The sequence below is a fragment of the Geodermatophilus sp. SYSU D00525 genome (assembly GCF_054050475.1).
Genome location: NZ_JBJGZK010000039.1, coordinates 1 through 23437 on the forward strand (window position 1 = coordinate 1; position 23437 = coordinate 23437).

Genomic DNA, 23437 nt, shown 5'->3' on the forward strand with positions numbered 1-23437 from the left:
CCCCCCAAACCCCCCCCCCCGCCGCCCCCCCCCCGCCGCCCCCCCCCCCCCCGGCCCCCCCCCCCGCCGCCGCCCCCCCCCCACCGGGGTACGACGGTCGCTCTACCGGGACGCGGTGCGCTGGTAGAGGCGGACCGACAGCGGCACGAACACCGCGAGGATGACCGCCGTCCAGATCAGCGTGTAGAGCACCGGGTTCTGCAGCGGCCACGCGTCGGGCACCGGGTAGCCGGCGGGCACGTTGCCGAACAGCTCCCGCGCGGCCAGCGTCACCGACGAGACGGGGTTCCACTCGGCGAAGGTGCGCAGCACCGCCGGGAAGGTCTCCAGCGGCACGAACGTGTTGGCGATGAACGTCAGCGGGAAGATCACGATGAAGCTGGCGTTGTTCACCACCTCCGGCGTGCGGACCAGCAGCCCGACCACCGCCATCAGCCACGAGATCGCGTAGGCGAACACCAGCAGCACGAGGAACCCGCCCACCGCCTCGCCGAACGAGGAGTTGATCCGCCAGCCGACCACCAGGCCGGTCAGCGCCATCACCGTGATCGAGATGACGTTGAGCCCGGAGTCGGCGATGGTGCGCCCGACCAGCACCGCCGACCGCGACATCGGCAGCGACCGGAACCGGTCGATCAGCCCCTTCTGCAGGTCCTCGGCGATGCTCGCGCCGGTGACGGTGGAGCCGAAGACGACGGTCTGCGCGAAGATCCCCGGCAGCAGGAACTCCGCGTAGCTGATGCCCGGCGGCAGCCCGCCGATCGCGCCGCCGAACACGTAGCGGAACAGCACCACGAACATGATCGGCGACAGCGTCGCGAACACGATCAGGTCGGGCACCCGCTTGACCTTGATCAGGTTGCGCTTGGTGATGACGACGCTGTCGGACAGCGTCGCGGACAGCGAGGTCATCGCACGCCTCCCGCGGGGACCGGCTCGGCCGGGGTCTGGTCGGTGGTGCCGGCGTCCTCGCCCTCGGCGGCGTGACCGGTCAGCGCCAGGAACACGTCGTCGAGGTCGGGGCGGCGCAGCCCGACGTCGAAGATGTCGGCGGTGTGGCCGTCGAGCCGGCGCAGCGCGTCGGCCAGGACCTCCGCGCCACCGCTGACGGGGATGCTCAGCCGGCGCGCCTGCTCGTCGACGTGCGGCTCGTCCACCGCCAGCGGCCGCAGCCGCGCCACCATCTCCGGCAGGGCGCCCGCGTCGGTGACCGCGAACTCCAGCCGCTGCCCGCCGACCTGCGCCTTGAGCTCGTCGGCCGTGCCGCGCGCGATCGCCCGGCCGCGGTCGATGACCACCATCCCGTCGGCCAGCCGGTCGGCCTCCTCCAGGTACTGGGTGGTGAGCAGGATCGTCGTCCCGCCGTCGGCGAGGTCGGCGATGAACTCCCACATCGCCAGCCGGCTGCGCGGGTCGAGGCCGGTGGTGGGCTCGTCCAGGAAGAGCACCCGCGGCCGGGCGATGAGCGAGGCGGCGATGTCCAGCCGCCGGCGCATGCCGCCGGAGTAGGTCTTCGCCGGCCGGTTCGCGGCGTCGGTGAGGTCGAACCGCTCGAGCAGCTCTCCCGCGCGGGCCCGCGACTCCCGCTTCCCCAGCCGGTACAGCCGGCCGACCATCTCCAGGTTCTCGAACCCGGTCAGGTACTCGTCGACCGCGGCGTACTGCCCGGTCAGCCCGATGAGCGAGCGCACCCGGTCCGGCTCGCGGACGACGTCGACCCCGGCCACCTCCGCGCGCCCGCCGTCGGGCTGCAGCAGCGTGGTCAGGATGCGGACGACGGTCGTCTTGCCCGCGCCGTTGGGCCCGAGCAGGCCGAGCACCGTGCCCTCGGGAACGGCGAGGTCCACCCCCGCCAGCGCCGTGTTCGACCCGAAGCGCTTCTGCAGTCCCTCGACGAGGATCGCGTCGTTCATGACAGGGAAACTAGGTGTGAGCACCGACACTTCCCGAGTCCTTTTCGCGGTCCGCGAACGACCCGACGCCTGCTGTTCTCTCCCACGACACCTCTCCTCGTCCGGCGGTCCCGGAGGGGAGACCGCCGGACCCGGGAGAAGTGAGCGCTAGGCCTCCGCGACGGCGAAACCGGCCTGCTCGAGCGCGGTGACGACGGTGCGCGCGTGGTCCGGGCCGCGCGTCTCGAGGACGACGAACACCTCGACCTGCCCGAGGTCCAGGCGGGTCGCCGTCCGCTCGTGCTCGACCTCGAGCACGTTGGCGCCGGCCTCGGCGAGGACGGCGAGCACCCCGGCCAGCGACCCCGGCCGGTCGGGGACGGCCAGCCGCAGCCGCAGGTACCGGCCCGCGGCGGCCATGCCGTGCTGGACCACCTTCATCATCAGCACCGGGTCGACGTTGCCGCCGGACACGACGGCGACGACCGGCGGCCGGAACGCCTCCGGCTCGGCCATCACCGCCGCGACCGCGGCCACCCCCGCCGGCTCGACGACGAGCTTGGCCCGCTCCAGGCAGAACAGCAGCGCGCGGGAGAGGTCCTCCTCCCCCACCGTGCGCACGTCGTCGACCAGGTCGCGGACGTGCGCGAGCGTGAGGTCGCTGGGTGCGCCCACGGCGATGCCGTCGGCCATCGTGGAGACCCCGGTCAGCGCCACCGGCCGCCCGGCGGCCAGCGACCCCGGGAACGCGGCGGCGCCGGCCGCCTGCACCGCCACGACCTGCGCCTCCGGCCGCCGCTCCCGGACCGCGGCGGCGATCCCGGACACCAGCCCGCCGCCCCCGGTGCAGACGACGACGGTGGCGACGTCGGGGCACTGCTCGATCAGCTCCAGCCCGACCGTCCCCTGCCCCGCGATCACGTCGGGGTGGTCGAACGGGTGGATGAACACCGCCCCGGTCGCCTCGGCGTGCTCGACGGCGGCCGCCAGCGCCGCGGTGAGGTCGGCCCCGACCAGCCGCGCGTCGGCGCCGTAGCCGCGGGTGGCCGCCACCTTCGGCAGCGGCGCGGACTCGGGCATGAACACCGTGGCCCGGACGCCGAGCATCCGGGCGGCCAGCGCCACCCCCTGCGCGTGGTTGCCGGCGCTGGCGGCGACGACCCCGCGGGCCCGCTCCTCCGCGGTCAGCCGGGACAGCCGCACGTAGGCGCCGCGGAACTTGAACGAGCCGGTGTGCTGCAGGTTCTCGCACTTGAGGTGCACCGGGCCGCCGACCCGCTCGGCCAGCGCCCGCGAGTGCTCCAGCGGCGTGCGCCGGGCGACCCCGTCCAGCAGCCCGGCGGCGGCGACGACGTCGGCCCCGGTGACCAGCTCCGCTCCCATGCCCCTGATCCTCGCAGGGAGGACGATCACGTCCGGCCCGACGCAGCCGCTCCCGCATCGTCCCTGGTCGTCGTACCGTGGCTGAGGTGACGGACGTCGCCCCAGCGCAGACCCCACCCGCACCCACGACCCTCGGCGAGCTCCGTGCCAGCGGAGCCGTCGCCCGGCCGGTCAAGGCCGAGATCCGCGCCAACCTGCTCGCCCGCCTGGGCGCCGGCGAGCCCACCCTCCCGGGCATCGTCGGCTTCGAGGACACCGTCGTCCCCGAGGTCGAGCGGGCCCTCATCGCCGGCCACGACCTCGTCCTGCTGGGCGAGCGCGGCCAGGGCAAGACCCGCCTCATCCGCACCCTCGTCGGCCTGCTCGACGAGTGGACCCCGGTCCTCGTCGGCAGCGAGCTCAACGAGCACCCGCTGCACCCGATCAGCGTGTGGGCGCACCGCCAGATCGCCGAGCACGGCGACGACACACCGGTCGGCTGGCTGCACCGCAGCGAGCGCTTCGGCGAGAAGCTGGCCACCCCCGACACCAGCGTGGGCGACCTCATCGGCGACGTCGACCCGATCAAGGTGGCCGAGGGTCGCACCCTGGGCGACCCGGAGACGGTCCACTACGGCCTGGTCCCGCGCACCAACCGCGGCATCTTCAGCGTCAACGAGCTGCCCGACCTCGCCGAGCGGATCCAGGTCGCGCTGCTCAACGTGCTCGAGGAGCGCGACATCCAGATCCGCGGCTACCGGGTGCGGCTGCCGCTGGACCTGCTGCTCGTGGCCAGCGCCAACCCGGAGGACTACACCAACCGCGGGCGGATCATCACCCCGCTCAAGGACCGCTTCGGCGCGGAGGTGCGCACCCACTACCCGATCGAGCTCGCCGACGAGATCCGGCTGCTGGAGCAGGAGGCGCGGACCAGCGGCCTCGGCGCCCCGAGCGGGCACGACGCGTTCGACGCGCCCGTCGTCCCCCAGCACCTGGTCGAGATCATCGCCCGGTTCACCCGGCTGGTCCGCGAGTCCAGCCACGTCGACCAGCGCTCCGGCGTCAGCGCCCGGTTCGCCATCGCCGGGCTGGAGACCGTCGCCGCCTCCGCCGTCCGCCGGGCCGCGATCGCCGGGGAGACGCGGCCGGTGGCCCGGGTGGTCGACCTGCCGGGCGTCGTCCCGGCCAGCCGCGGCAAGGTCGAGTTCGCCGACGCCGGCAGCGACCCCGACGACGACCGGGAGCTGGAGGTGCTGGAGCACCTGCTGCGGCAGGCGACCGCGCAGACCTTCCGCGCCCGCTGCGGCGGGCTGGACCTGACCGGCCTGCAGGAGCACTTCACCGGCGGGGAGACCGTCGAGTCCGGCGAGCTGGTGCCGGGCGCGGCGCTGCTGGGCCAGCTGGGCACCATCCCGCGGCTGGCCGAGCTGCTGGGCCGCCTCGGGGTGCCGGAGGGCGAGGAGTCCGCCGAGCAGGCGGCCGCGGCGGTCGAGTTCGCCCTCGAGGGGCTGTACCTCACCCGCCGGCTGGCCAAGGACACCGACGGCACCCGCACGGTGTACGGGGCCTGACGGTGGTCCGCCCACGCCCCGGCAAGGGGTACCGGTACGGCCGCTGGCGGGGCGGGCCCGACCCGCTGGCCCCGCCCTACGACCTGGGCAGCGCCGTCGACGAGATCGGCGACTCGGTGCTCGGCGGCAGCGGCGTCCGCGAGGCGCTGCGGGAGCTGCTGCGCCGCGGGATGGACGGCCGGCGCGGCCTCGACGAGCTGCGCCGCTCCGTGCGGGACCGGCTGCGCCAGGCCCGCACCGCCGGCCGGATGGACGGCACGCTGCAGGAGGTCCGGGAGCTGCTCGACCGGGCACTCGCGGCCGAGCGCCGGGAGCTGTTCCCCGACCCCGACGACCTGGCCCGGCTCAAGGAGGCCGAGCTCGACGCGCTGCCCCAGGACACCGCGGGCGCGGTCCGGGCGCTCAAGGAGTACGACTGGGCCTCGGCCGAGGCCCGGCAGACCTACGACCAGATCCAGGACCTGCTGCGGCGGGAGGTGCTCGACAGCTCCTTCGCCAACATGAAGCAGGCGCTGCAGAACGCCACCGAGCAGGACGTGCAGGCGGTCAAGGACATGGTCGCCGACCTGTCGCAGCTGGTGGACGCGCACAACCGCGGTGAGGACACCGAGGAGCGCTTCCGCGAGTTCATGGACAAGCACGGGCAGTTCTTCCCGGACGACCCGCAGTCGGTGGACGAGCTGATCGACTCCCTCGCCCGCCGGGCCGCCGCGCAGGAGCGGATGATGGCCGGCCTGTCCCCCGAGCAGCGGGCGGAGCTGGCCGACCTGATGGCGCAGACCATGTCCGACCTGGGGCTGGCCAGCGAGATGGCCCACCTGCAGGACGCGCTGCGCCAGGCCCGCCCCGACCTGCCGTGGGGGCAGCGCGGCCAGGTGCCCGACGGCGAGCAGGGCCTCGGCCTCGGCGACGCCACCAGCGCCGTCGCGGAGCTGGCCGACCTCGAGGCGCTGTCCAACCAGCTCTCGCAGGGCTACGCCGGCGCCTCGCTGGCCGACGTCGACGAGGAGCTGCTCGAGCAGGCGCTGGGCCGGGAGGCCGTCGACGACCTCGCGGCGCTGCGGCAGATGGAGCGCGAGCTGGAGCGGCAGGGCTACCTCAACCGCTCCGACGGCAAGCTGGAGCTCTCGCCGAAGGCGGTGCGCCGGCTGGGCGCGACCGCGCTGCGGCGGGTGTTCGCGAAGCTCGACGCCACCGGCCGCGGCGAGCACGACGTCGCCGACGCCGGCGCCGCCGGGGAGCTCACCGGCAGCTCGCGGGAGTGGCAGTTCGGCGACGAGCAGCCGCTCGACGTCGTCCGCACGGTCCGGAACGCGGTGCTGCGCACCGCCGGCGACCCGCACGGGGACGGCGACCGGCGGGTCCGCATCGCCGTCGAGGACTTCGAGGTCGTGGAGACCGAGCGGCGCACCGGCGCCGCGGTCGCGCTGCTGGTCGACCTGTCCTACTCGATGGCGCTGCGCGGCACGTGGGGCGCGGCCAAGTCGACGGCGATGGCGCTGCACTCGCTGGTGACCACGCGCTTCCCGCAGGACGCGATCCAGATCATCGGGTTCTCGTCGACCGCGCAGGTGCTCAAGCCGGAGACGCTGGCCGAGCTGAGCGTGGACACCCTGCAGGGCACCAACCTGCAGCACGGGCTGATCCTCGCCCGCCGGTTCCTGGCCCGGCACCGGGACGCCGAGCCGGTGGTCCTGGTGGTCACCGACGGCGAGCCGACGGCGCACCTGGAGGAGGACGGCACGCCGTACTTCTGCTGGCCGCCGATGCCCGAGACGATCGCGCGGACCGTCGCCGAGGTGGAGCGGGTCGCCCGGTCCGGCGCGACGCTCAACGTGTTCGCGCTCGACCCCGAGCCCAGCCTGGTGCACTTCGTCCACGACATCACCGCGCGCGCCGGCGGCCGGGTCTTCACGCCCGACAGCGAGCGGCTCGGCGAGTACGTCGTCGCGGACTACCTGCGCACCCGCCGGGGACGCCGGGCCCGCTGAGCCGGCCGGTACCGGCCACCGGGACGGGTGGCCGGTACCCGCCGGTTAGCGTGGGGCCGTGACGCGACTGCTCCGCGCCGGCCTGCTCACCGCCGCCGGCTGCCTGCTGATCGCCGGCTGCGGAGGCGGGGACGACGGCGGCTCGTCGGCGTCGTCGTCCTCCTCGGGCGCGGCCACCACCACGTCGTCCGCCTCGTCGTCCGTGTCGTCGTCGTCCGCGCCGTCGTCGTCCGCGCCGCCCGACGCGGCGGCCTTCTGCGCCGATGCCACGCCGGTGGTCACCCGGCTGAGCTCCGCCCTCGAGGCGGCCGAGAGCCAGGGCGTCGCGGCCCTGCCCCCTCTGCTCGACCAGGCCGTCACCGCCTTCGACGGGGTGACCGCCCCCGCGGAGGTCGCCGCCGACTGGCAGGCGGTCCGCGACGGGGTGGCGCAGCTGCGCGACCAGGTGGGCGCGATCGACCCGGACAGCCCCGACGCCGGGGCGCAGGTGGACGCCGCCGTCGCCGCCGTGGAGGGCTCGGCGGCCGGGCCGGCGCTGTCGCGCGTCGGCACCTACTACCAGCAGAACTGCGGCACCCCGGCCGCGCCCACGAGTTGACCGTCACGGTCGAGGAGGTCGGCGTCGACGTCGTCCTGCCGCTGCGCAGCGCCGTCCTGCGCGGCGGCGGGCCGGCCGCGATGCCCGGCGACGACGACCCCGCGACCGTGCACCTGGCCGCCCGGACCGCCGACGGGCGGGTGGTCGGCGTCGTCCGGCTGTCCCCCGCGCCCTGCCCGTGGCGGCCGGCCCGGGCGCCGTGGCAGCTGCGCGGCATGGCCACCGACCCCGCCGTGCGGGGCGCCGGGGCCGGCCGCGCCCTGGTCGCGGCGAGCCGGGAGCTGCTCGCCGCGCGGGACGCGGACCTGCTGTGGTGCAACGCCCGCGTCCCCGCGGCCGGCTTCTACGAGCGGATGGGCTTCCGCGTGGTGACCGAGCCGTTCGACGTCGCGGGCATCGGCCCGCACGTCGGCATGCTCACCGCGCTCGGCCCGCACGAGGCATAGGGAGCTCTCCCCGCGTCCTGGCGACCAGGACACGGGGAACGCTCCCTATGCCTCGTGGAGCCGGAGCGGGTGGGCGCCGCTCGAGCTGATCCCGGGGATGCGCCCGGCGCGGAAGGCGTCGACGAACAGCCGGTGGTCCTCCTGCGTCCGCCGCGCGTAGGAGTGCGCGAAGTCGACCAGGTCGGCGACGAACTCCTCGCGCCGGCCGCCGACCATCGCCGACACCGCCTCCTCGGTCTGGAAGTCGACCAGCGTGTGGTCGCTGTCGACGTCGCCGACGCAGTGCATCTTCGCCGTCGCCCGGCCGAGCTGGGCCACGACCGGGGCGATCTCCTCGGGCTCGGTGAGGTCGTCCCAGTCCAGATCCACCTCGTAGGGCGAGAGCTCCTGGACGACGAAGCCGACGCCGTCGATCTCGGTGTGGCCGAGGAACTGCGAGGCGTTGGCCTGCAGCGCCCGCTGGCTGACCGCGGTGCGGTGCCCGTGGTGCTCGAAGTAGGAGCGGATCCGCTCGTCGCGGACGATCCGGCTGGGCGCGGCCACGTTGCCCTGCTTGAGCGAGAGGACGACGTCGTTCTCCAGCGCCTGGTCGTAGCCCTCGAGCAGCACGTTGTAGGCGGGCAGGCCGGCGCTGCCGATGCCGAAGCCGCCGGTGCCGATGACGTCCTTGACGTCGTAGGCGACGTCGCGGCGGCGCACCGGCGGGACGACGGTCTCCCGCCAGCGGTCCAGTGCGGCGAGCACCCGGTCGCGCTCGGCGTCGTCGAGCCGGCGGGTGCGGCCGCCGTCGGTGAACCGCCGCCGGTACCCCTCGACGACGGTCATCCGGTCCAGCAGCGAGGCCCGGGTGCGGGTGGTCGTCTCGAGGATCGCCTCGCGGACGGCGCCCTCGGTGTTCGCGGTGGTCAGCGCGAACGACCGGTCGTCGTCGGAGCGGCGGAACGCCTCGACCTGGTCCAGGTAGGCGCCGAGGTAGGTGCCGACCAGCTCGCCGATGACGTCGTCGCCGAGCGCCTTGCTCCACGCCAGCAGCGCGAAGCTGGCGGCGAACCGGCGCAGGTCCCAGGTGACCGAGCCGACGTAGGCCTCGTCGAAGTCGTTGACGTCGAACACGATCCGCCCGGCGCCGTCCATGTAGGTGCCGAAGTTCTCCGCGTGCAGGTCGCCCTGGATCCACACCCGGCTGGTCCGCTCGTCGCACCAGGGGTCCTCGAGGCGGTCCATGTCGGCGTAGAAGAGGCAGGCGCTGCCGCGGTAGAACGCGAAGGGGCCGGCGGCCATCTTGCGGAACTTGGTCCGGAAGGCGTCGGCGTCGGCCGCCATCAGCTCGGAGAAGGCCTCGACCAGGACGTCGACGATCAGCTGCGAGCGGTCACCGGGGGCTCCCTCGGGGGCCCCCCGTCGGGGGGATTCGGGCACGGGGGGCACCGTAGAGGCCGACTAGCCTGCAGGACAGACGGTTGCGCGGCGCGACGATCGGGGTGGCGGTGACGAGGGCGAGCAGGGCGCGACGGCTGGCGGCCGGCGCCGCCTACGGCGGCGGCGGGCTGGGCCTGGCCGGGGCCGGCCTGCTCGGGCTGCTGCGCCTCCAGGCCCTCGCGGCCCGCCGGAGGGTCGAGGCACGGACGTCGAAGCAGGACCCGCCCTCCGGGAACGGCGTCTACGGCCGGCGCCGCGGCAGGCCGATCGTGTTCACCGTGCTCGGCGACTCCAGCGCCGTCGGCCTGGGCGTCACCCGCGCCGCCGAGACCCCGGGCGTGCTGCTCGCCGCCGCGCTGACCGAGCTCGCCGAGCGGCCCGTGCGGCTGGTCCGGGTGGCGGTCTCCGGCGCCGAGTCCTGCGAGCTGGACCCGCAGGTGGAATCCGCGCTGGCCGAGAAGCCGGACGTCGCGCTGATCATGATCGGCGCCAACGACGTCACCACCCGCACCCGCCCGTCGGTCTCGGTGCGCCACCTGGCCGACGCGGTGCGGCGGCTGCGCGAGGCGGGCGCGCAGGTCGTCGTCGGCACCTGCCCCGACCTCGGGACGATCCGGCCGATCGGGCAGCCGCTGCGGCTGCTGGCCCGGCGGTGGAGCCGGCAGCTGGCCGCGGCGCAGACGATCGCCGTCGTGGAGGCCGGCGGGCGGACGGTGTCGCTCGGCTCGGTGCTCGGGCCGAGCTTCGCCCAGGACCGCTCGCTGTTCAGCGTCGACGAGTTCCACCCCAGCGCGGCCGGATACGCGCAGGCCGCCGCGGTCATCCTCCCCGCGCTCGCCGACGCCATCGGCGTCTGGCCGGCCCGGGCCGAGCGCGGGCGGCTGCGCCGCACCTCGGTGCGCCCGGTGGCGCAGGCCGCGGCGCGGGCCGCCGGCCGACCGGGCACCGAGGTCCGGGCCACCGAGGTCCGCGGCTCGAGCACCGGCCCGCTGGGCACCTGGGCGCGGCTGCTGCGCCGCCGGCCCACTGACCTGCCCAGTCCCGAGGAGCTCGGGGAGGCCGCGGAGGCCACCGTCGGCTGAGCGCCGAGTGACCCGCAACACAGCGCCGCTCTGTTCCCGGCGCACCCGCGACCGGCCGCGCACCCGGGGGTAGTTTCCGGGGTGACCCGACACCCGGCACCCCCCGGCCGGGAGCCCCTCACCGTGGAGGACCCCATGCCCGAAGCCGTCATCGTCGCGACCGCGCGCTCCCCCATCGGGCGTGCGTTCAAGGGGTCGCTCAAGGACCTGCGTCCCGACGACCTGACCGCCACCATCGTCCGCGCGGCGCTGGACAAGGTCCCCGCCCTGGACCCGACCGACATCGACGACCTGAGCCTCGGCTGCGGTCTGCCCGGCGGCGAGCAGGGCCACAACATGGGCCGCGTCGTCAGCGTGCTCCTCGGCATGGACCACCTGCCGGGCACCACGATCACCCGCTACTGCTCGTCGTCGCTGCAGACGACCCGCATGGCCATGCACGCGATCAAGGCCGGCGAGGGCGACGTGTTCGTCTCCGCCGGCGTCGAGATGGTCTCCCGCTTCGTGAAGGGCAACAGCGACTCGCTGCCCGACACCCACAACCCGGTCTTCACCGACGCCGAGGCGCGCGTGGCCAAGACCGCCGAGAGCGGCGCCGACTCGTGGACCGACCCGCGGGAGAACGGCGAGATCCCCGACGTCTACATCGCCATGGGGCAGACCGCCGAGAACCTGGCGCTGCTCAAGGACGTCTCCCGGCAGGAGATGGACGAGTTCGCCGTCCGCAGCCAGAACCTGGCCGAGAAGGCCATCGCCGAGGGCTTCTGGGAGCGGGAGATCACCCCGGTCACCACCCCCGACGGCACGGTCGTCAGCAAGGACGACGGCCCGCGTCCCGGCACCACCCTGGAGGGCATCTCCGGCCTCAAGCCGGTCTTCCGCCCCGACGGCCGGGTCACCGCCGGCAACGCCTGCCCGCTCAACGACGGCGCCGCCGCGGTCGTCGTCATGAGCGACACCAAGGCCCGCGACCTCGGCCTCACCCCGTTGGCCCGCATCGTCTCCACCGCGGTCACCGGCCTGTCCCCGGAGATCATGGGCTACGGCCCGGTCGACGCCTCGAAGCTCGCCCTGCAGCGGGCGGGCATGACCATCGACGACATCGACCTCGTCGAGATCAACGAGGCCTTCGCCGCGCAGGTCATCCCGAGCTACCGGGACCTGGGCATCGACATCGACAAGCTGAACGTGCACGGCGGCGCGATCGCCGTCGGCCACCCCTTCGGCATGACCGGCGCCCGCATCACCGGCACGCTGCTCAACGGCCTGCAGACCAAGGACAAGACGTTCGGCCTGGAGACCATGTGCGTCGGTGGCGGCATGGGCATGGCGATGGTGCTGGAGCGCCTCTCCTGACCCGAGCCCGCGGCACGTCACGGCGGCCCGGTCCCCGCGAGGGGGCCGGGCCGCCGTCGTCTCCGCTGGGGGATCAGCCGCGCAGCGGGCGGAACGCGGCGCGGACCTCGGCCGTGAACAGCTCGGGCTCCTCCCAGGCGGCGAAGTGCCCGCCGCGGTCGACCTCGTTGAAGTAGCTGAGGGTCGGGTAGCTCCGCTCGGCCCAGCTGCGCGGTGTCCGCCAGATCTCACCGGGGAACGTGGTGAAGCCGACCGGGACCGAGACCTCCGGGGGCGCCTGGCCGGCGGCGGCCGCCGGGGCGTCGGGGCCGTAGCTCTCCCAGTACGACCGGGCCGCCGAGGCGCCGGTGCCGGTCAGCCAGTACAGCGTGACGTTGTCCAGCACGTGGTCGCGGGTGAGGTTGCCGGTGGGCCGCCCGTCGGTGAAGGCGCGGGCCATCTTGTAGTAGGAGTCCGTGTCGTGGTCGAGCATCCAGGCCGCCAGGGCGACGGGTGAGTCGAGCAGCCCGTAGCCGATCGTCTGCGGCCGGGTGGCCTGCTCGAGGAAGTAGGCGAAGCCGCTGGACCGGAAGGTGGCGATCGCGGCGAGAGCCGCCCTCTCCTGCTCGGTGTCGCCCGGCAACGGACTGCCCAGTGCGGTCACGAGCAGGTTGAGGTGGATGCCGAGCAGCCCCTCGGGCGCCTGCCGGCCCATCGCGTCGGTCACGCCGGCGCCCACGTCGCCGCCCTGGGCCACGTAGCGGGAGTACCCGAGGCGGCGCATCAGCTCCGCCCAGGCCCGTCCGACGCGGGCGACGTCCCAGCCGAGCTCCCGCGGCTCGGCGGAGAAGCCGTAGCCGGGTAGGGACGGCAGCACGAGGTGGAAGGCGTCCTCGGCGCGGCCGCCGTGCGCCGTCGGGTCGGTGAGCGGGCCGACGGTCTCGAGCAGCTCGACGACCGAGCCCGGCCAGCCGTGCGTCATGACCAGCGGCAGCGCGTCCTCGTGCCGCGAGCGCACGTGCAGGAAGTGGACCTCCACCCCGTCGATCTCGGTGGTGAACTGCGGGAGCGCGTTGATCCGCGCCTCGCACGCGCGCCAGTCGAAGTCGGTGAGCCAGTGGCGCACGAGGGCCTGCACCGTCGCCAGCTGCACGCCCTGCGACCGGTCCCCGACCAGCTCCGCGGTCGGCCAGCGGGTCGCGGCGACGCGCCGGCGCAGGTCCAGCAGCTCCGCCTCCGGGACGGCGATCCGGAACGGGCGGATCGCGGTGCGGTCGCCCTCGGCGGTGGTGCGCGGCTGGGGCACGGCCCCGGGGACGGCGACGGTGGTCGGGTCGGTGGGAGCGGACATCGAGGCCTCCTGGCGCCGGGCTGGGAGAGAGCCCGGTCGTGGGGCCCTCCTCCCCAGCCCAGACGGGGCCACCCGGTCCCGCATCGTCCGTGGCGGACGATGCGGCGCCCGGCCCCGGAGACGCCGGTGGCCCGGCCCCCCGAGGGGACCGGGCCACCGGGACGTGCTGCGGGTCAGTTGTCCTGGAAGTAGGACAGCAGCCGCAGGATCTCCAGGTACAGCCAGACGACCGTGACGAGCAGGCCGAAGGCGATGTACCAGGCGAACTTGGCCGGGGCGCCGCGGCGGATCGCCTGGTCGGCCATGTCGAAGTCGAGCAGCAGCGAGAAGGCCGCCACACCGATCACGACGAGGCTGAAGACGATGGCCAGCGGGCCGCCGTCACGCAGGCCCAGGCCGCCCGGGACGAAGAACGACACGAGCAGGTTGACCAGGACCAGGGCCAGGACGCCGAACAGCGCGCCGACGATCCAGCGGGTCAGCTTGGGGGTGACCCGGATGGCGCCGGTCTTGTAGACGACGAGCATGCCGGCGAAGACACCGAAGGTGCCGATCACCGCCTGGATCACGATCCCGGGGTAGATCGTGTTGAAGGCCTCGCTGATGGCGCCGAGCGCGACACCGTAGAGCGCGCCGTAGGCCAGGGTCGCCGCCGGGTTGGCGATCTGCTTGAAGCTGATCACCAGGCCCAGGACGAAGGCCACGAGCACCGCGGGCAGAGCCACACCCCACGCGGCCTGGCCGGGCAGCGCCCAGACGGCGGCCGCGGCGAGGACGGTGACGAGGAACGACAGGCCCGTCTTCTGGACGACGTCGTCCATCGTCATGTAACGGGTGGCCGGCGGGCCGTACGGGCCGGCGGGGGCCGGGGCGCCGTAACCCTGCGGGGCGCCGTAGCCCTGCGGGGCGCCGTAACCCTGCGGCGCGCCGTACGGCTGACCGTAGGGCTGGCCGTACTGCTGACCGGGAGCGGCGTAGCCCTGCTGGCCGTACTGCTGGCCGGAGCCGGGAGCGCCGTAGCCCTGGCCGTACGGCTGGCCACCGCCGGACGCGGCGTTGGCGAAGCCCCGGCCGAAGACGGGGTTGGAGCTGGGCATCGTCATCTCCTCGAGGTGACTGGTCGGTCGGTGGGCTGCTGCTGCGCACCCCACTCGGTGCATACAACGCCGCAGGTGGCCTCGGCGTTCCTGACCCTGCCAGTACCCCCTACCGGGTGGGAAGACGCGCCGGGGGCGCGGCACCGTGCGGTGCCGCGCCCCCGGGTCGTGCTGGGGAAGCTGGGGTCAGGCCTCGACCCCGCCGTGGTCGTGGCCGGCGTGGAGGCCACCGCCACCGGCCTGCTCGTCTCGCTCGACGCGGTACTCGCGGGCGTTCGGGTCGCCCTCGTACGTGCCACCGGGCACCGCCTGGCCGGCCACCCCGTTCACCCGCGAGGTGTCGTAGGCGAGGGTGAGCACGGCGTAGGCGACGGCGTCGGAGTTCTGGTCGAGCGCCTTCTCGTCGACGTTGGTGATGTCGTCCCCGGCCGCGTGGTAGTTCGGGTCGTAGGCGACGTCGGCCTCACCGCCGTAGAGCGGGACCTGGTACTCCTCCTTGAGCACCTCCGCCCCGGTGAACAGGCCGCCCGACGGGATGTCGGCGCCGATGAACGCCTGGTAGTCGCTGCGGCCGCTGAACTCGGTGCCCTCGTAGTACAGCCCCTGCGACTCGTAGAAGTCCTCGAAGACGTACTCGATCTGGTCCGAGCCGTCGGGCACCGCCACCGGCGCCTCGAAGCTCGACTGGTCGCCGTCGTAGATGAAGCGGGCGAAGTTCGGCGAACCGATCATGTCGAAGTTCAGGTAGAGCGCGAGGTCCTCCACCTGCGCCTCGTCGAGCTGGGAGACGTAGTGGGTCGAGCCGACCAGGCCGGACTCCTCGGCGCCCCACCAGGCGAACCGGATCGTGTTGGTCGGCTTGACCTTGGCCAGGTTCTCCGCCACCTCGATCAGACCGGCGCTGCCCGAGCCGTTGTCGTTGATGCCCGGCCCCTCGGTGACGGAGTCGAGGTGCGCGCCGGCCATGACGACGTTGTCCGAGGTGCGGCCGGGCAGCTCCGCGATGACGTTCTCACTGGTCTGAGGTGTGTTCTCGGTCTGGATGGAGATGCTCAACGTCTGACCGACGAGGGTCGGGCCGGTGTTCTGCGAGACGTCGAGCGCCGGGATGCCCACGGGGGACCCGAGGGTGCCGCCGATGAGGGTGTCGCCGCCGGTGTTGTTGTAGATGACGACAGCGGCAGCGCCGGCCGCCTCCGCGTTCGCGGCCTTCACGCCGAAGGCGCACCCACCACGCTGGATGACCGCCACCTGACCGGCGACGTCGACGCCCTCGAAGGCGCCCGCGTCACAGCCGGGGCCGAGCGCACCACCGGTGACGGCGACGCCGGTGCCGGTCACGGTCCCGCCGCCGGAGTACTCCATGTCGGAGAAGGCGGTCCCGTACTCCTGGGCGGCACCCCCGACGGTGAAGGTCGGCGTCCCGATCAGCCTGTACAGCGTGAAGTCGAACGACTGACGGGTGACCGTCCAGCCGGCCGCCGTGAGTCGGTCCTCCACGTAGTCGGCCGAGGCGGTGTAGCCGGGGGTGCCCGAGGCGCGCGTGTCCCCGTGGGCGTCGGCGATGGCCTGGAAGGCCTCCAGGTGCTCCATGACGCCGTCGAGCGTCACGCACTCGGTCAACTTCGCGACGGTGTTGTTGTTCCGGTGGTCGCAGCTGTTCCCGCCGGCGGCGCCGGCGGGGAGTGCAGCGACGACGCTCCCGGCCAGCGCGAGCGCGCCGGCGCTGCCGATCACCGCGAGGCGGGACCGGCGGGACGGACGGACCTGGGTCATGGACGACTTCCCCTCGAACGTCGGAGTGAGCTCCGTTGCTCACGGGGGGTAACCCTGTCAAAACCGTCACGGGTGACGTCAAGCCCTGGATTTCCTCGCCCACATGCGCTATGGGGCCGGAAGAGCTGCGGTTCCGGACGCGGTGCCCCCGGTGGGACTCGAACCCACACTGCGACCCTTTTAAGGGGCCTGCCTCTGCCGATTGGGCCACGGGGGCGGGCACGCAGCGGACGGCTGCCCGGCGCCGCCCAGCCTAGGGTCGCCCTCCGCCGGCGCTCCGGCTCAGCCGGTCCCGGCGAGCTCGGTGGCGCGGGACAGGACGGCGTCCAGCATCGGCTCGGTCAGCCGGCCGGTGAACGTGTTCTGCTGGCTGACGTGGTAGCTGCCGAGCAGCGTCAGCGGCCCCCGCGGCCCCTGCAGCGTCACCTCCACGCCGTGGCCGAACGCCGGCCGCGGGCGGGGCAGGGCGTACCCGGCATCGGCGAGGACCGGCCACAGCGCCGTCCAGCCGAACCCGCCGAGGACGACCACCACCCGCAGGTCCGGCAGCAACGCCAGCTCGCGCGCCAGCCACGGCGAGCAGGTGTCGCGCTCGGCCGGCGTCGGCGCGTTGTCCGGGGGCGCGCAGCGGACCGCGGCGGCCACCCGCACGCCCGTGAGCTCCAGGCCGTCCCCGACGTGGGTCGACGTCGGCTGGCTGGCCAGGCCGGCCCGCCACAGCGCGGCGAAGATCCAGTCGCCGCTGCGGTCGCCGGTGAAGACCCGCCCGGTGCGGTTGCCGCCGTGCGCGGCCGGCGCCAGCCCGACGACGGCGATCCGCGCGTCGGCGGGCCCCAGGCCCGGCACCGGGCGGCCCCAGTAGTCCTGGTCGCGGAACGAGGCGCGCTTGACGCGGGCCACCTCCTCGCGCCAGGTCACCAGCCGCGGACAGGCCCGGCAGCCCGAGATCCGGGCGTCCAGGACGGCGAGGTCGCGGGCCGCGCGCGCCGACCGGGCGACCCCCGCCGGCGTCCGCGTGACCGGGAACCCCTGCGCGTCGACCGCCACCCGCCCAGTGGACCACCCGCCCGGGGACGCGCGGGCCGCGGGGGCGCCAGGCATGATCACCCCATGGCCCGCAAGCAGAAGGCGCCGCTGACCTGGAAGCTCCTCGGCACGGGGACGGCCACCGTGTCGGGGATCGCCGTCCGCAAGCTCACCGACGCCGCCTGGTACGCGGCCCGTGGCACGACCCCGCCGAAGAACCCGGCCGCGCCCGGGGTCTCCTGGCCCGATGCGCTGGCCTGGGCCGCGTTCTCCGGGCTGGCGGTCGCGGCCGGCCGGCTGCTGGCCGCCCGCGGCGCCGCCACGGCCTACCAGCAGCTGACCGGCAAGCTCCCGCCCGGCGTCAACGAGGCCGGCTGAGGTTCACCCCCGGGCGAGCCCGAGGGCGATGCCGTCGAGGATGTCGTGCTCGCTGACGACGACCTCGTCGAGCGCGAACGCGTCCATGACCACCCGCAGCACCAGGGCGCCGGCGCCGATGACGTCGACCCTGCCCGGGTGCATGACCGGGTACGCGGCCCGCCGCTCCCGGGTGGCGGTGAGCAGCCCGGCGGTGACCGAGCGGACCGCCGAGACGGGGATGCGCGAGCCGTGGATGGCCTCGGCGTCGTAGGCGGGCAGCCGCAGCGCGAGCGCGGCCACCGTGGTCACCGAGCCGGCCAGGCCGACCAGCGTGACCGCCTCCCCCACCGGCACCGCGGCGGCCACCTCGGCCAGCGCCGCGCGGATGTCCGCCTCGGTGGCGCCGATCTCGTCCGCCGTCGGCGGGTCGCCGTGCAGGTGCCGCTCGGTGAGCCGCACGCAGCCGATGTCGACCGAGCGCGCGGCGCGCACCCCGGCGGCGTCGCCGAGGACGAACTCCGTCGACCCGCCGCCGATGTCGACCACCAGGTGCGGCGGGCGCGGCGGCGGGCCGCCGTGCGCGGCGGCCGCGGCCCCGAGGGAGGCGGTGGCGCCGAGGAAGGACAGCCGCGCCTCCTCGTCGCCCGGGACGACGTCCGGCGGCTGGCCGAGCGTGGCCAGCACCATCGCCTCGAAGTCGGCCCGGTTGGCGGCGTCGCGGGTGGCGCTGGTGGCCACCATCCGCACCGCGGTGGCGCCGAGGTCGCGGGCCTGGGCGGCGTACTCGGCGAGCACCACGCGGGTGCGCTCGATCGCCTCGGGGGCGAGCCGGCCGGTGGCGTCCACGCCCTGGCCCAGCCGCACGACCTCCATGCGGCGCAGCAGGTCGGTGTGCGCGCCCTCGGGCGGCACGTCGGCGACCAGCAGGCGGATGGAGTTGGTGCCGCAGTCGATCGCGGCCACGCGGGTCACGGCCGCTCCTCCGGCTGGGCGCAGGGGCCGGCGGCCCACCACTCCCCCATCCCGGCCACCGCGCGGTCGCCGATCGGGTTCACACCCGGCCCCGCGGCCAGCGCGTGGCCGGCCAGGGCGTGCAGGCACTTGACCCGGTCGGGCATGCCGCCGGCGGTGTTGCGGGTGGGCAGCTCGCCGAGGGCGTCGCGCTCGGCCAGGTACGCCTCGTGCGCCGCCCGGTAGGCCGCGGCGAGGTCGGCGTCGGTGCCGAGGTCGTCCTGCCACTCGCGCATGCGCCCGGTGGACTCCAGCCGGCTGGCGGCCGCCGACGCCCGCGGGCAGGTCAGGTAGTACAGCGTGGGGAACGGCGTGCCGTCCTCCAGCCGCGGCGAGGTCTGGACGACGTCGGGCTGGCCGCACGGGCAGCGGTGCGCGACCGCCCGCACCGCGCGCGGCGGCCGGCCCAGCTGCCGGGCGACGACCTCGCGCTCCTCCGGCGTGATCGGCTCGTGCACCCGGCGTCCCGGGGTGGTCGGGGTGGTCACCGGACGAGTCTGCGGCACCACGTCGGCGGGCCCGACGGCACCCCTCAGCCGTCGGCGTCGGCCACCGAGCCGAGCAGCTCCTCGTACCAGGGCCGCGGCGCGGCGTCGACGGCGTCGGGCAGCGTGCCGGCGTCGCCCTCGGCCGCCTCGCCGTCGACCACGACGACCAGCCGGTCGCCGGGCAGCACGTAGGCCAGCCGCTCGCGGGCCTCGCGGGCGGTCCAGGCCGGGTCGGCCTGGCGCTCGAGCTCGGCCTGCAGGTCGGCGATGCGCTCGTCGTAGGCGGTGCTCTCCGCGGCCAGCCGGGAGATCTCGGCGCGGCCGTCCAGCCACTGCCGCACCGGCCCGGCCAGCGTCAGCGACAGCAGCAGGAGCAGCCCGACGAACACCACGGTCCGGCCGGTGAACAGCGGCCGGCGGGCCGCCGCGGGACGCGCGGGCGTCCGCGGCGGCGTGCGCCGGCCGGGACGGCGGGCGTCGGGACGGCTGCCGGCGCCCGACCGCGTCCCGGCCGGGACCGGCCGGGACGCCGCGTGCGACAGCGGGCGGCCGGTCGACCGCCGCCGCCCCGAGCCGACGCTCACCGGGTCAGGAGGTCCGCAGGCGCGGGAAGGCCGCCGCGCCGGCGTAGCGCGCGGCGTCGTCGAGCTCCTCCTCGATGCGCAGCAGCTGGTTGTACTTGGCCACCCGCTCGCTGCGCGCCGGGGCGCCGGTCTTGATCTGCCCGCAGTCGGTGGCGACGGCGAGGTCGGCGATCGTGGTGTCCTCGGTCTCGCCCGAGCGGTGGCTCATCATGCAGCGGTAGCCGTTGCGGTGCGCCAGGTTCACGGCGTCGAGGGTCTCGGTGAGCGTGCCGATCTGGTTGACCTTCACCAGCAGCGCGTTCGCGGCCTTCCGCTCGATCCCGTCGGCGAGGCGGGCCGGGTTGGTGACGAACAGGTCGTCGCCGACCAGCTGCACGCGCTCGCCGAGCGCGGCGGTCAGCGCGATCCAGCCGTCCCAGTCCTCCTCCGACAGCGGGTCCTCGATCGAGACGATCGGGTAGGCGTCGACCAGCTCGCGGTAGTAGTCGGTGAGGAACCCCGCCGGGCGGGTCTGGCCCTCGAACTCGTAGCCGCCGTCGGTGTGGAACTCGGTGGCGGCGACGTCGAGCGCGAGCGCGACGTCCGTGCCGAGCGCGTAGCCGGCCTTCTCCACCGCCTCGGCGATCAGGTCGAGCGCGGCGCGGTTGTTCGGCAGGTCGGGGGCGAAGCCGCCCTCGTCGCCGAGGCCGGTGGACAGGCCGCGGCCCTTCAGCACCGACTTCAGCGCGTGGTAGGTCTCCGTGCCGACGGCGAGGGCCTCGGCGAAGGTCGCCGCGCCGATCGGGGCGACCATGAACTCCTGCACGTCGACGTTGCTGTCGGCGTGGGCGCCGCCGTTGAGGATGTTCATCATCGGCACCGGCAGCAGGTGCGACGAGGGGCCGCCGACGTAGCGGAACAGCGGCAGGCCGGTGGACTCGGCGGCGGCGCGGGCGACGGCGAGGCTGACGCCGAGGACGGCGTTGGCGCCCAGCCGCGACTTGTCCGGCGTGCCGTCGAGGTCGAGCAGGCGCTGGTCGACCAGCCGCTGCTCGGTGGCCTCGTAGCCGACCAGCTCGGGGCCGATGACGTCGAGGACGCCGTCGACGGCCTTGGTGACGCCCTTGCCGCCGTAGCGCTCGCCGCCGTCACGCAGTTCCACCGCCTCGAAGGCGCCGGTGGAGGCGCCGCTCGGGACCGCGGCCCGGGCTATCGTCCCGTCGTCGAGGGCGACCTCGACCTCCACGGTGGGGTTCCCGCGCGAGTCCAGGATCTCCCGCGCGCCTACGGCATCGATGCTCGGCACGGGGAGCAGCCTAGCGAGGCGAGCGGGGCTCGCCCGTCCGACCGCGACACGCGGTCGCGGCTCCTGTCACGGAGCGGTCACGGTGCGGGAGCGGCGGAACCGGTCCGGCGATAACCTGGGAGGTGGCGGGCGTCTCCCCACGCCTGTGCCGTCGGAGGACCCGATGACCGAGCGCCAGCAGCAGCGACCCCCCGGGTACGGCGCCGGAGCCGCGCCCCCACCACCCCCCGGGGACGCGGACGCCGGGACGGGCCCGTCCATCCTCGGGTTCGCGACGGATCCCGCCGAGGACGACGACGCCGGGGACGTGGAGCCGGTCCCGGACGGCACGGAGGTGGCCGGGGTGGCGGTCCACCCCGGCGGGCTGGTCTACGTGCGGCACCCCGACGTCGCCGGCGGGGTGCTCCTGCTGCTGGCCGGGGTGGCCGCCGCGGCGAGCGCGTGGCTGCCGTGGGAGCGGGGCGGGGAGACCACCGGCCTGGACCTGGTGGTGCGTGCGGTCGGCGCGGCCCGGGACGGGGTCGCCGAGCTCGGGCGCACCGGCCTGTGGCAGCCGGCGGCGGTCGCGGCCGGCGGTGCCCTGCTCGTCGTCCTCGGGCTGCTGCTGCTCCGCCCCGCGCGGGGCCACCGGGTGTCCGGGGTGCTCGCGCTGCTGGTCGCGCTGGGCGTGGCCGCCGCGGTCGCCGGGCGGCTGGTCGACGCCGGCTGGGACGCCGCCTCGCTCGGGCCGGGCGTCTGGTGCGCCGCCGCGGTCGCCGGGCTCGGGGTGCTCGGCGCGCTGAAGGCCATGCTCACCGCGCCGCGGGTCACCACCGCGCCGGCCGGGCGGCTCCTCGTCGGCTAGCCGCGGCGGCGGGCCTCGGCGTCGAGCTCGCCGGCGTAGCGGCGGACCGCCTCGCGCAGCGCGTCCTCGGCGTCCCAGCCGCGCTGCGCGGCCGCGGCGACGACGGCCAGCAGCCGCTCCCCCAGCTCCTCCGGCGACGCGGAGCCCAGCTCGGCCGGCTCCGGCGTCGGGAACCCGGCCCGGGCGGCCCGCCGCACCAGCGCCGTCCCCCACGCGGTGGCCGGCTGCGAGCGCGAGACGCCCTCGGTGGGCGAGCGGCGCTGCTTCTCCGCCTTCTTGATCTCCTCCCAGCCCGCCTCGACCCCGGCCACGTCGCGCGGGCCGGCGTCGCCGAACACGTGCGGGTGCCGGCGGACCAGCTTCTCGACCAGGTCGCGGGCCACGTCGTCGACGTCGAACCGCCGGTCCGGGCCGGCCTCGGCGGCGACGCGGGCGTGGAAGACGACCTGCAGCAGCACGTCGCCGAGCTCCTCGCGCATCGCGGCCGCGTCGTCGTCCACGATGGCGTCGTAGGCCTCGTGCGCCTCCTCGAGCAGGTAGCCGCGCAGCGAGGAGTGGGTCTGCTCGGCGTCCCAGGGGCAGCCGCCGGGCGAGCGCAGCCGGTCCATCACCGCGACGACGTCGAGCAGGTGGGCGCCGGGCGGCTCGGGGGCGCCGTCGAGCACCGGCCGCCCGGCCACGTCCTCCCCGGGGGCCGCGAGGCAGGCGACGTCGCCGTCGAGGGCGGCGGCGTCGGTGGCGTCGGCGACCTGCCACCCGGCGGCGCGCAGCGCGTCGGCGGTGGCCGCCGCGCCGGGCAGCGCGGCGATCCGGCGCCCGGCCAGCGCGGCCCAGCCGGCCGGGCCGAGCAGGCCCGGCAGCCGCGGGCTGACCGTGACGACGACGGCCGGGGGCACCGGGTCAGCCCTCGCCGGTGGGAGCCGGGGTCGCGGCACCGGCGTCGTCGAGCAGGTCGACGACGCCGCCCTCGGCCTCCTGCACGGTGTCCTGGTCGCCGAACTCGCCGTAGCGCGGGTTGACGGTGACGCCGACGTCGTCGCGGACCTCGTCGACCACCGCCGCGCCGGCCTCCTCGGCGCCCTGGGCGGCCTCGTCCTCCAGCTGCGGGCGGACCTCCTCGAACGACGGCGTCGTCCGCTGCCCGACGAAGGCGACCACCACGCCCGGCACGTCGCCGACGGTGGTGCTGAAGCCGGTGTTCGGCGCGGCGGCGGCCACGCCCTCGGCCAGCGGCGCGGGGACGTCGGCGACGCCGGTCGGCTGGAGCGCGGGCAGGGTGATCTCGCCCGGGTACCGCGCCGCGACCGCCGGGTAGGAGGCGGGGGCGGCGGCCAGCTCGGCGAGGACGGCGTCGGCGGTGGCCTGGTCGGGGACGGCGAAGTAGCCGAGCTCCACCTGCTCCAGGCTGCCGCGGACCTCCTCGTACCGGGCGCGCAGCGCGGCCTCGTCGGTGCCGGGGTCCTCCCCCGCGGCGACGCCGAGCTCCCGGCGCAGCAGCTGCTGCCGGGCGCTCTCCCGGATGTCCGCGCGCGAGTAGCCCTGCGACGCCGCCTGCGCGTACAGCTCCTCCTCGTCGCGGCCGGCGAGCGCGGTCTCGATGAACCCGCTGACGTCGGCGTCGGTGACCTCGACGTCGCTGCGCCGCGCCGCCTCGGCGTAGAGCTCCTGGCGCACGAGCTGGGTGAGCACCTGGCGGGTGTAGTCGGTGCCGCCGCCCCCGACCGCCTCGGCGATCGCGGGGTCGGCCAGCCGCTCGTCGACCGCGGCCTGCAGCTCGGCCACGGTCACCTGCTCGTCCCCGACGTAGGCGGCGACGGTGGGCGAGGTCCGGCAGCCGGTCACCGTGACGGCGGCGGCCACGAGCCCGAGGGCGACGGCGGCGGGACGGCGGGTGCGCACGCCCGGAGACTCCCACACCG

The 23437-nt window shown here is 75.3% G+C and carries 22 protein-coding genes and 1 tRNA gene; 8 read left to right on the plus strand and 15 right to left on the minus strand.

The features are described 5' to 3' along the window. Positions 1-102 precede the first annotated feature (102 nt). From ACI796_RS21715 to ilvA, 3 genes are all read right to left on the minus strand, one after another. A complete protein-coding gene (locus ACI796_RS21715; RefSeq protein WP_456943292.1) occupies positions 103-912 on the minus strand; it encodes an ABC transporter permease in 810 nt (269 codons plus the stop codon). Continuing rightward, positions 909-1913 (minus strand): ATP-binding cassette domain-containing protein, encoded by a 1005-nt coding sequence (locus ACI796_RS21720; RefSeq protein WP_456943293.1) that lies wholly within the window; start codon positions 1911-1913, stop codon positions 909-911. Before ACI796_RS21720 ends, ACI796_RS21715 begins: the two co-directional genes overlap by 4 nt. Before the next feature lie 147 nt (positions 1914-2060). After that, positions 2061-3275, minus strand: a complete 1215-nt coding sequence (gene ilvA / locus ACI796_RS21725; RefSeq protein ID WP_456943294.1) for a threonine ammonia-lyase — start codon at positions 3273-3275, stop codon at positions 2061-2063. Positions 3276-3361: 86 nt separating this feature from the next. On the opposite strand from ilvA, the gene ACI796_RS21730 reads away from it, so the two are divergent. Genes ACI796_RS21730 through ACI796_RS21745 form a run of 4 tightly spaced genes read left to right on the plus strand, consistent with a single transcriptional unit; the run spans position 3362 to position 7860 of the window. Beyond that, positions 3362-4825 (plus strand): sigma 54-interacting transcriptional regulator, encoded by a 1464-nt coding sequence (locus ACI796_RS21730; RefSeq protein WP_456943295.1) that lies wholly within the window; start codon positions 3362-3364, stop codon positions 4823-4825. Between the two features lie 2 nt (positions 4826-4827). Continuing rightward, positions 4828-6816: a VWA domain-containing protein gene (locus ACI796_RS21735; RefSeq protein ID WP_456943296.1), complete on the plus strand. Its 1989-nt coding sequence runs from the start codon at positions 4828-4830 to the stop codon at positions 6814-6816. A 58-nt stretch (positions 6817-6874) separates the two neighbouring features. After that, a complete protein-coding gene (locus ACI796_RS21740) occupies positions 6875-7414 on the plus strand; it encodes a hypothetical protein (RefSeq protein ID WP_456943297.1) in 540 nt (179 codons plus the stop codon). Beyond that, complete coding sequence (locus ACI796_RS21745) at positions 7411-7860, plus strand: GNAT family N-acetyltransferase (RefSeq protein ID WP_456943298.1); 450 nt, start codon at positions 7411-7413, stop codon at positions 7858-7860. Before ACI796_RS21740 ends, ACI796_RS21745 begins: the two co-directional genes overlap by 4 nt. Positions 7861-7905: 45 nt before the next feature. Here ACI796_RS21745 and ACI796_RS21750 read toward each other — a convergent pair whose 3' ends face one another. Then, complete coding sequence (locus ACI796_RS21750; protein ID WP_456943299.1) at positions 7906-9279, minus strand: DUF2252 domain-containing protein; 1374 nt, start codon at positions 9277-9279, stop codon at positions 7906-7908. Between the two features lie 41 nt (positions 9280-9320). Here ACI796_RS21750 and ACI796_RS21755 point away from each other — a divergent pair, with 41 nt between their 5' ends. Together ACI796_RS21755 and ACI796_RS21760 are read left to right on the plus strand one after the other, a co-directional pair. Then, a complete protein-coding gene (locus tag ACI796_RS21755; RefSeq protein WP_456943300.1) occupies positions 9321-10361 on the plus strand; it encodes an SGNH/GDSL hydrolase family protein in 1041 nt (346 codons plus the stop codon). A 135-nt stretch (positions 10362-10496) separates the two neighbouring features. Beyond that, positions 10497-11717 (plus strand): acetyl-CoA C-acetyltransferase, encoded by a 1221-nt coding sequence (locus tag ACI796_RS21760; RefSeq protein WP_456943301.1) that lies wholly within the window; start codon positions 10497-10499, stop codon positions 11715-11717. A 73-nt stretch (positions 11718-11790) separates the two neighbouring features. Here the strand turns inward: ACI796_RS21760 and ACI796_RS21765 are convergent, their stop codons facing one another. The 5 genes from ACI796_RS21765 to ACI796_RS21785 form a co-directional block, all read right to left on the minus strand. Continuing rightward, entirely contained in the window at positions 11791-13047 is a 1257-nt protein-coding gene (locus ACI796_RS21765; RefSeq protein ID WP_456943302.1) for an epoxide hydrolase family protein, read from the minus strand. 173 nt (positions 13048-13220) lie between these two features. After that, positions 13221-14144: a Bax inhibitor-1/YccA family protein gene (locus ACI796_RS21770; RefSeq protein ID WP_456943303.1), complete on the minus strand. Its 924-nt coding sequence runs from the start codon at positions 14142-14144 to the stop codon at positions 13221-13223. A gap of 186 nt (positions 14145-14330) precedes the next feature. After that, positions 14331-15920 carry a M28 family peptidase gene (locus tag ACI796_RS21775; protein WP_456943304.1) on the minus strand — a complete coding sequence of 530 codons (1590 nt, stop codon included), beginning with the start codon at positions 15918-15920 and terminating at the stop codon, positions 14331-14333. 143 nt (positions 15921-16063) lie between these two features. After that, positions 16064-16137, minus strand: a tRNA-Leu gene (locus ACI796_RS21780). A 65-nt stretch (positions 16138-16202) separates the two neighbouring features. Next, on the minus strand, positions 16203-16967 hold the full coding sequence (locus ACI796_RS21785; protein WP_456943305.1) for a uracil-DNA glycosylase: 765 nt from the start codon (positions 16965-16967) through the stop codon (positions 16203-16205). A 63-nt stretch (positions 16968-17030) separates the two neighbouring features. On the opposite strand from ACI796_RS21785, the gene ACI796_RS21790 reads away from it, so the two are divergent. Continuing rightward, on the plus strand, positions 17031-17324 hold the full coding sequence (locus tag ACI796_RS21790; RefSeq protein ID WP_456943306.1) for a DUF4235 domain-containing protein: 294 nt from the start codon (positions 17031-17033) through the stop codon (positions 17322-17324). A gap of 3 nt (positions 17325-17327) precedes the next feature. Here the strand turns inward: ACI796_RS21790 and ACI796_RS21795 are convergent, their stop codons facing one another. Genes ACI796_RS21795 through eno form a run of 4 tightly spaced genes read right to left on the minus strand, consistent with a single transcriptional unit; the run spans position 17328 to position 20674 of the window. Further along, entirely contained in the window at positions 17328-18278 is a 951-nt protein-coding gene (locus ACI796_RS21795) for a Ppx/GppA phosphatase family protein (protein WP_456943307.1), read from the minus strand. Continuing rightward, positions 18275-18805, minus strand: coding sequence for a DUF501 domain-containing protein (locus tag ACI796_RS21800; protein ID WP_456943308.1), 531 nt, complete (start codon positions 18803-18805; stop codon positions 18275-18277). The genes ACI796_RS21795 and ACI796_RS21800 overlap by 4 nt, the downstream gene beginning before the upstream one ends. 44 nt (positions 18806-18849) lie before the next feature. Further along, on the minus strand, positions 18850-19389 hold the full coding sequence (locus ACI796_RS21805; protein WP_456943309.1) for an FtsB family cell division protein: 540 nt from the start codon (positions 19387-19389) through the stop codon (positions 18850-18852). 4 nt (positions 19390-19393) lie between these two features. Further along, positions 19394-20674, minus strand: coding sequence for a phosphopyruvate hydratase (gene eno / locus ACI796_RS21810; RefSeq protein ID WP_456943310.1), 1281 nt, complete (start codon positions 20672-20674; stop codon positions 19394-19396). Positions 20675-20837: 163 nt separating this feature from the next. On the opposite strand from eno, the gene ACI796_RS21815 reads away from it, so the two are divergent. Beyond that, positions 20838-21518, plus strand: coding sequence for a hypothetical protein (locus ACI796_RS21815; RefSeq protein WP_456943311.1), 681 nt, complete (start codon positions 20838-20840; stop codon positions 21516-21518). Here the strand turns inward: ACI796_RS21815 and ACI796_RS21820 are convergent. After that, entirely contained in the window at positions 21515-22414 is a 900-nt protein-coding gene (locus tag ACI796_RS21820) for a MazG family protein (RefSeq protein ID WP_456943312.1), read from the minus strand. The genes ACI796_RS21815 and ACI796_RS21820 overlap by 4 nt on opposite strands. Positions 22415-22418: 4 nt before the next feature. Then, positions 22419-23417 carry a peptidylprolyl isomerase gene (locus ACI796_RS21825; RefSeq protein ID WP_456943313.1) on the minus strand — a complete coding sequence of 333 codons (999 nt, stop codon included), beginning with the start codon at positions 23415-23417 and terminating at the stop codon, positions 22419-22421. Positions 23418-23437: the final 20 nt, after the last annotated feature.

What these genes read in the sequence shown, in the direction of transcription:
- ACI796_RS21815 (WP_456943311.1), top strand. Translation starts at nt 20,838, where the DNA reads ATGACCGAGCGCCAGCAGCAGCGACCCCCCGGGTACGGCGCCGGAGCC.
- ACI796_RS21760 (WP_456943301.1), top strand. Translation starts at nt 10,497, where the DNA reads ATGCCCGAAGCCGTCATCGTCGCGACCGCGCGCTCCCCCATCGGGCGT.
- ACI796_RS21790 (WP_456943306.1), top strand. Translation starts at nt 17,031, where the DNA reads ATGGCCCGCAAGCAGAAGGCGCCGCTGACCTGGAAGCTCCTCGGCACG.
- ilvA (WP_456943294.1), bottom strand. Translation starts at nt 3,275, where the DNA reads ATGGGAGCGGAGCTGGTCACCGGGGCCGACGTCGTCGCCGCCGCCGGG.
- ACI796_RS21775 (WP_456943304.1), bottom strand. Translation starts at nt 15,920, where the DNA reads ATGACCCAGGTCCGTCCGTCCCGCCGGTCCCGCCTCGCGGTGATCGGC.
- ACI796_RS21720 (WP_456943293.1), bottom strand. Translation starts at nt 1,913, where the DNA reads ATGAACGACGCGATCCTCGTCGAGGGACTGCAGAAGCGCTTCGGGTCG.
- ACI796_RS21770 (WP_456943303.1), bottom strand. Translation starts at nt 14,144, where the DNA reads ATGCCCAGCTCCAACCCCGTCTTCGGCCGGGGCTTCGCCAACGCCGCG.
- ACI796_RS21715 (WP_456943292.1), bottom strand. Translation starts at nt 912, where the DNA reads ATGACCTCGCTGTCCGCGACGCTGTCCGACAGCGTCGTCATCACCAAG.
- ACI796_RS21765 (WP_456943302.1), bottom strand. Translation starts at nt 13,047, where the DNA reads ATGTCCGCTCCCACCGACCCGACCACCGTCGCCGTCCCCGGGGCCGTG.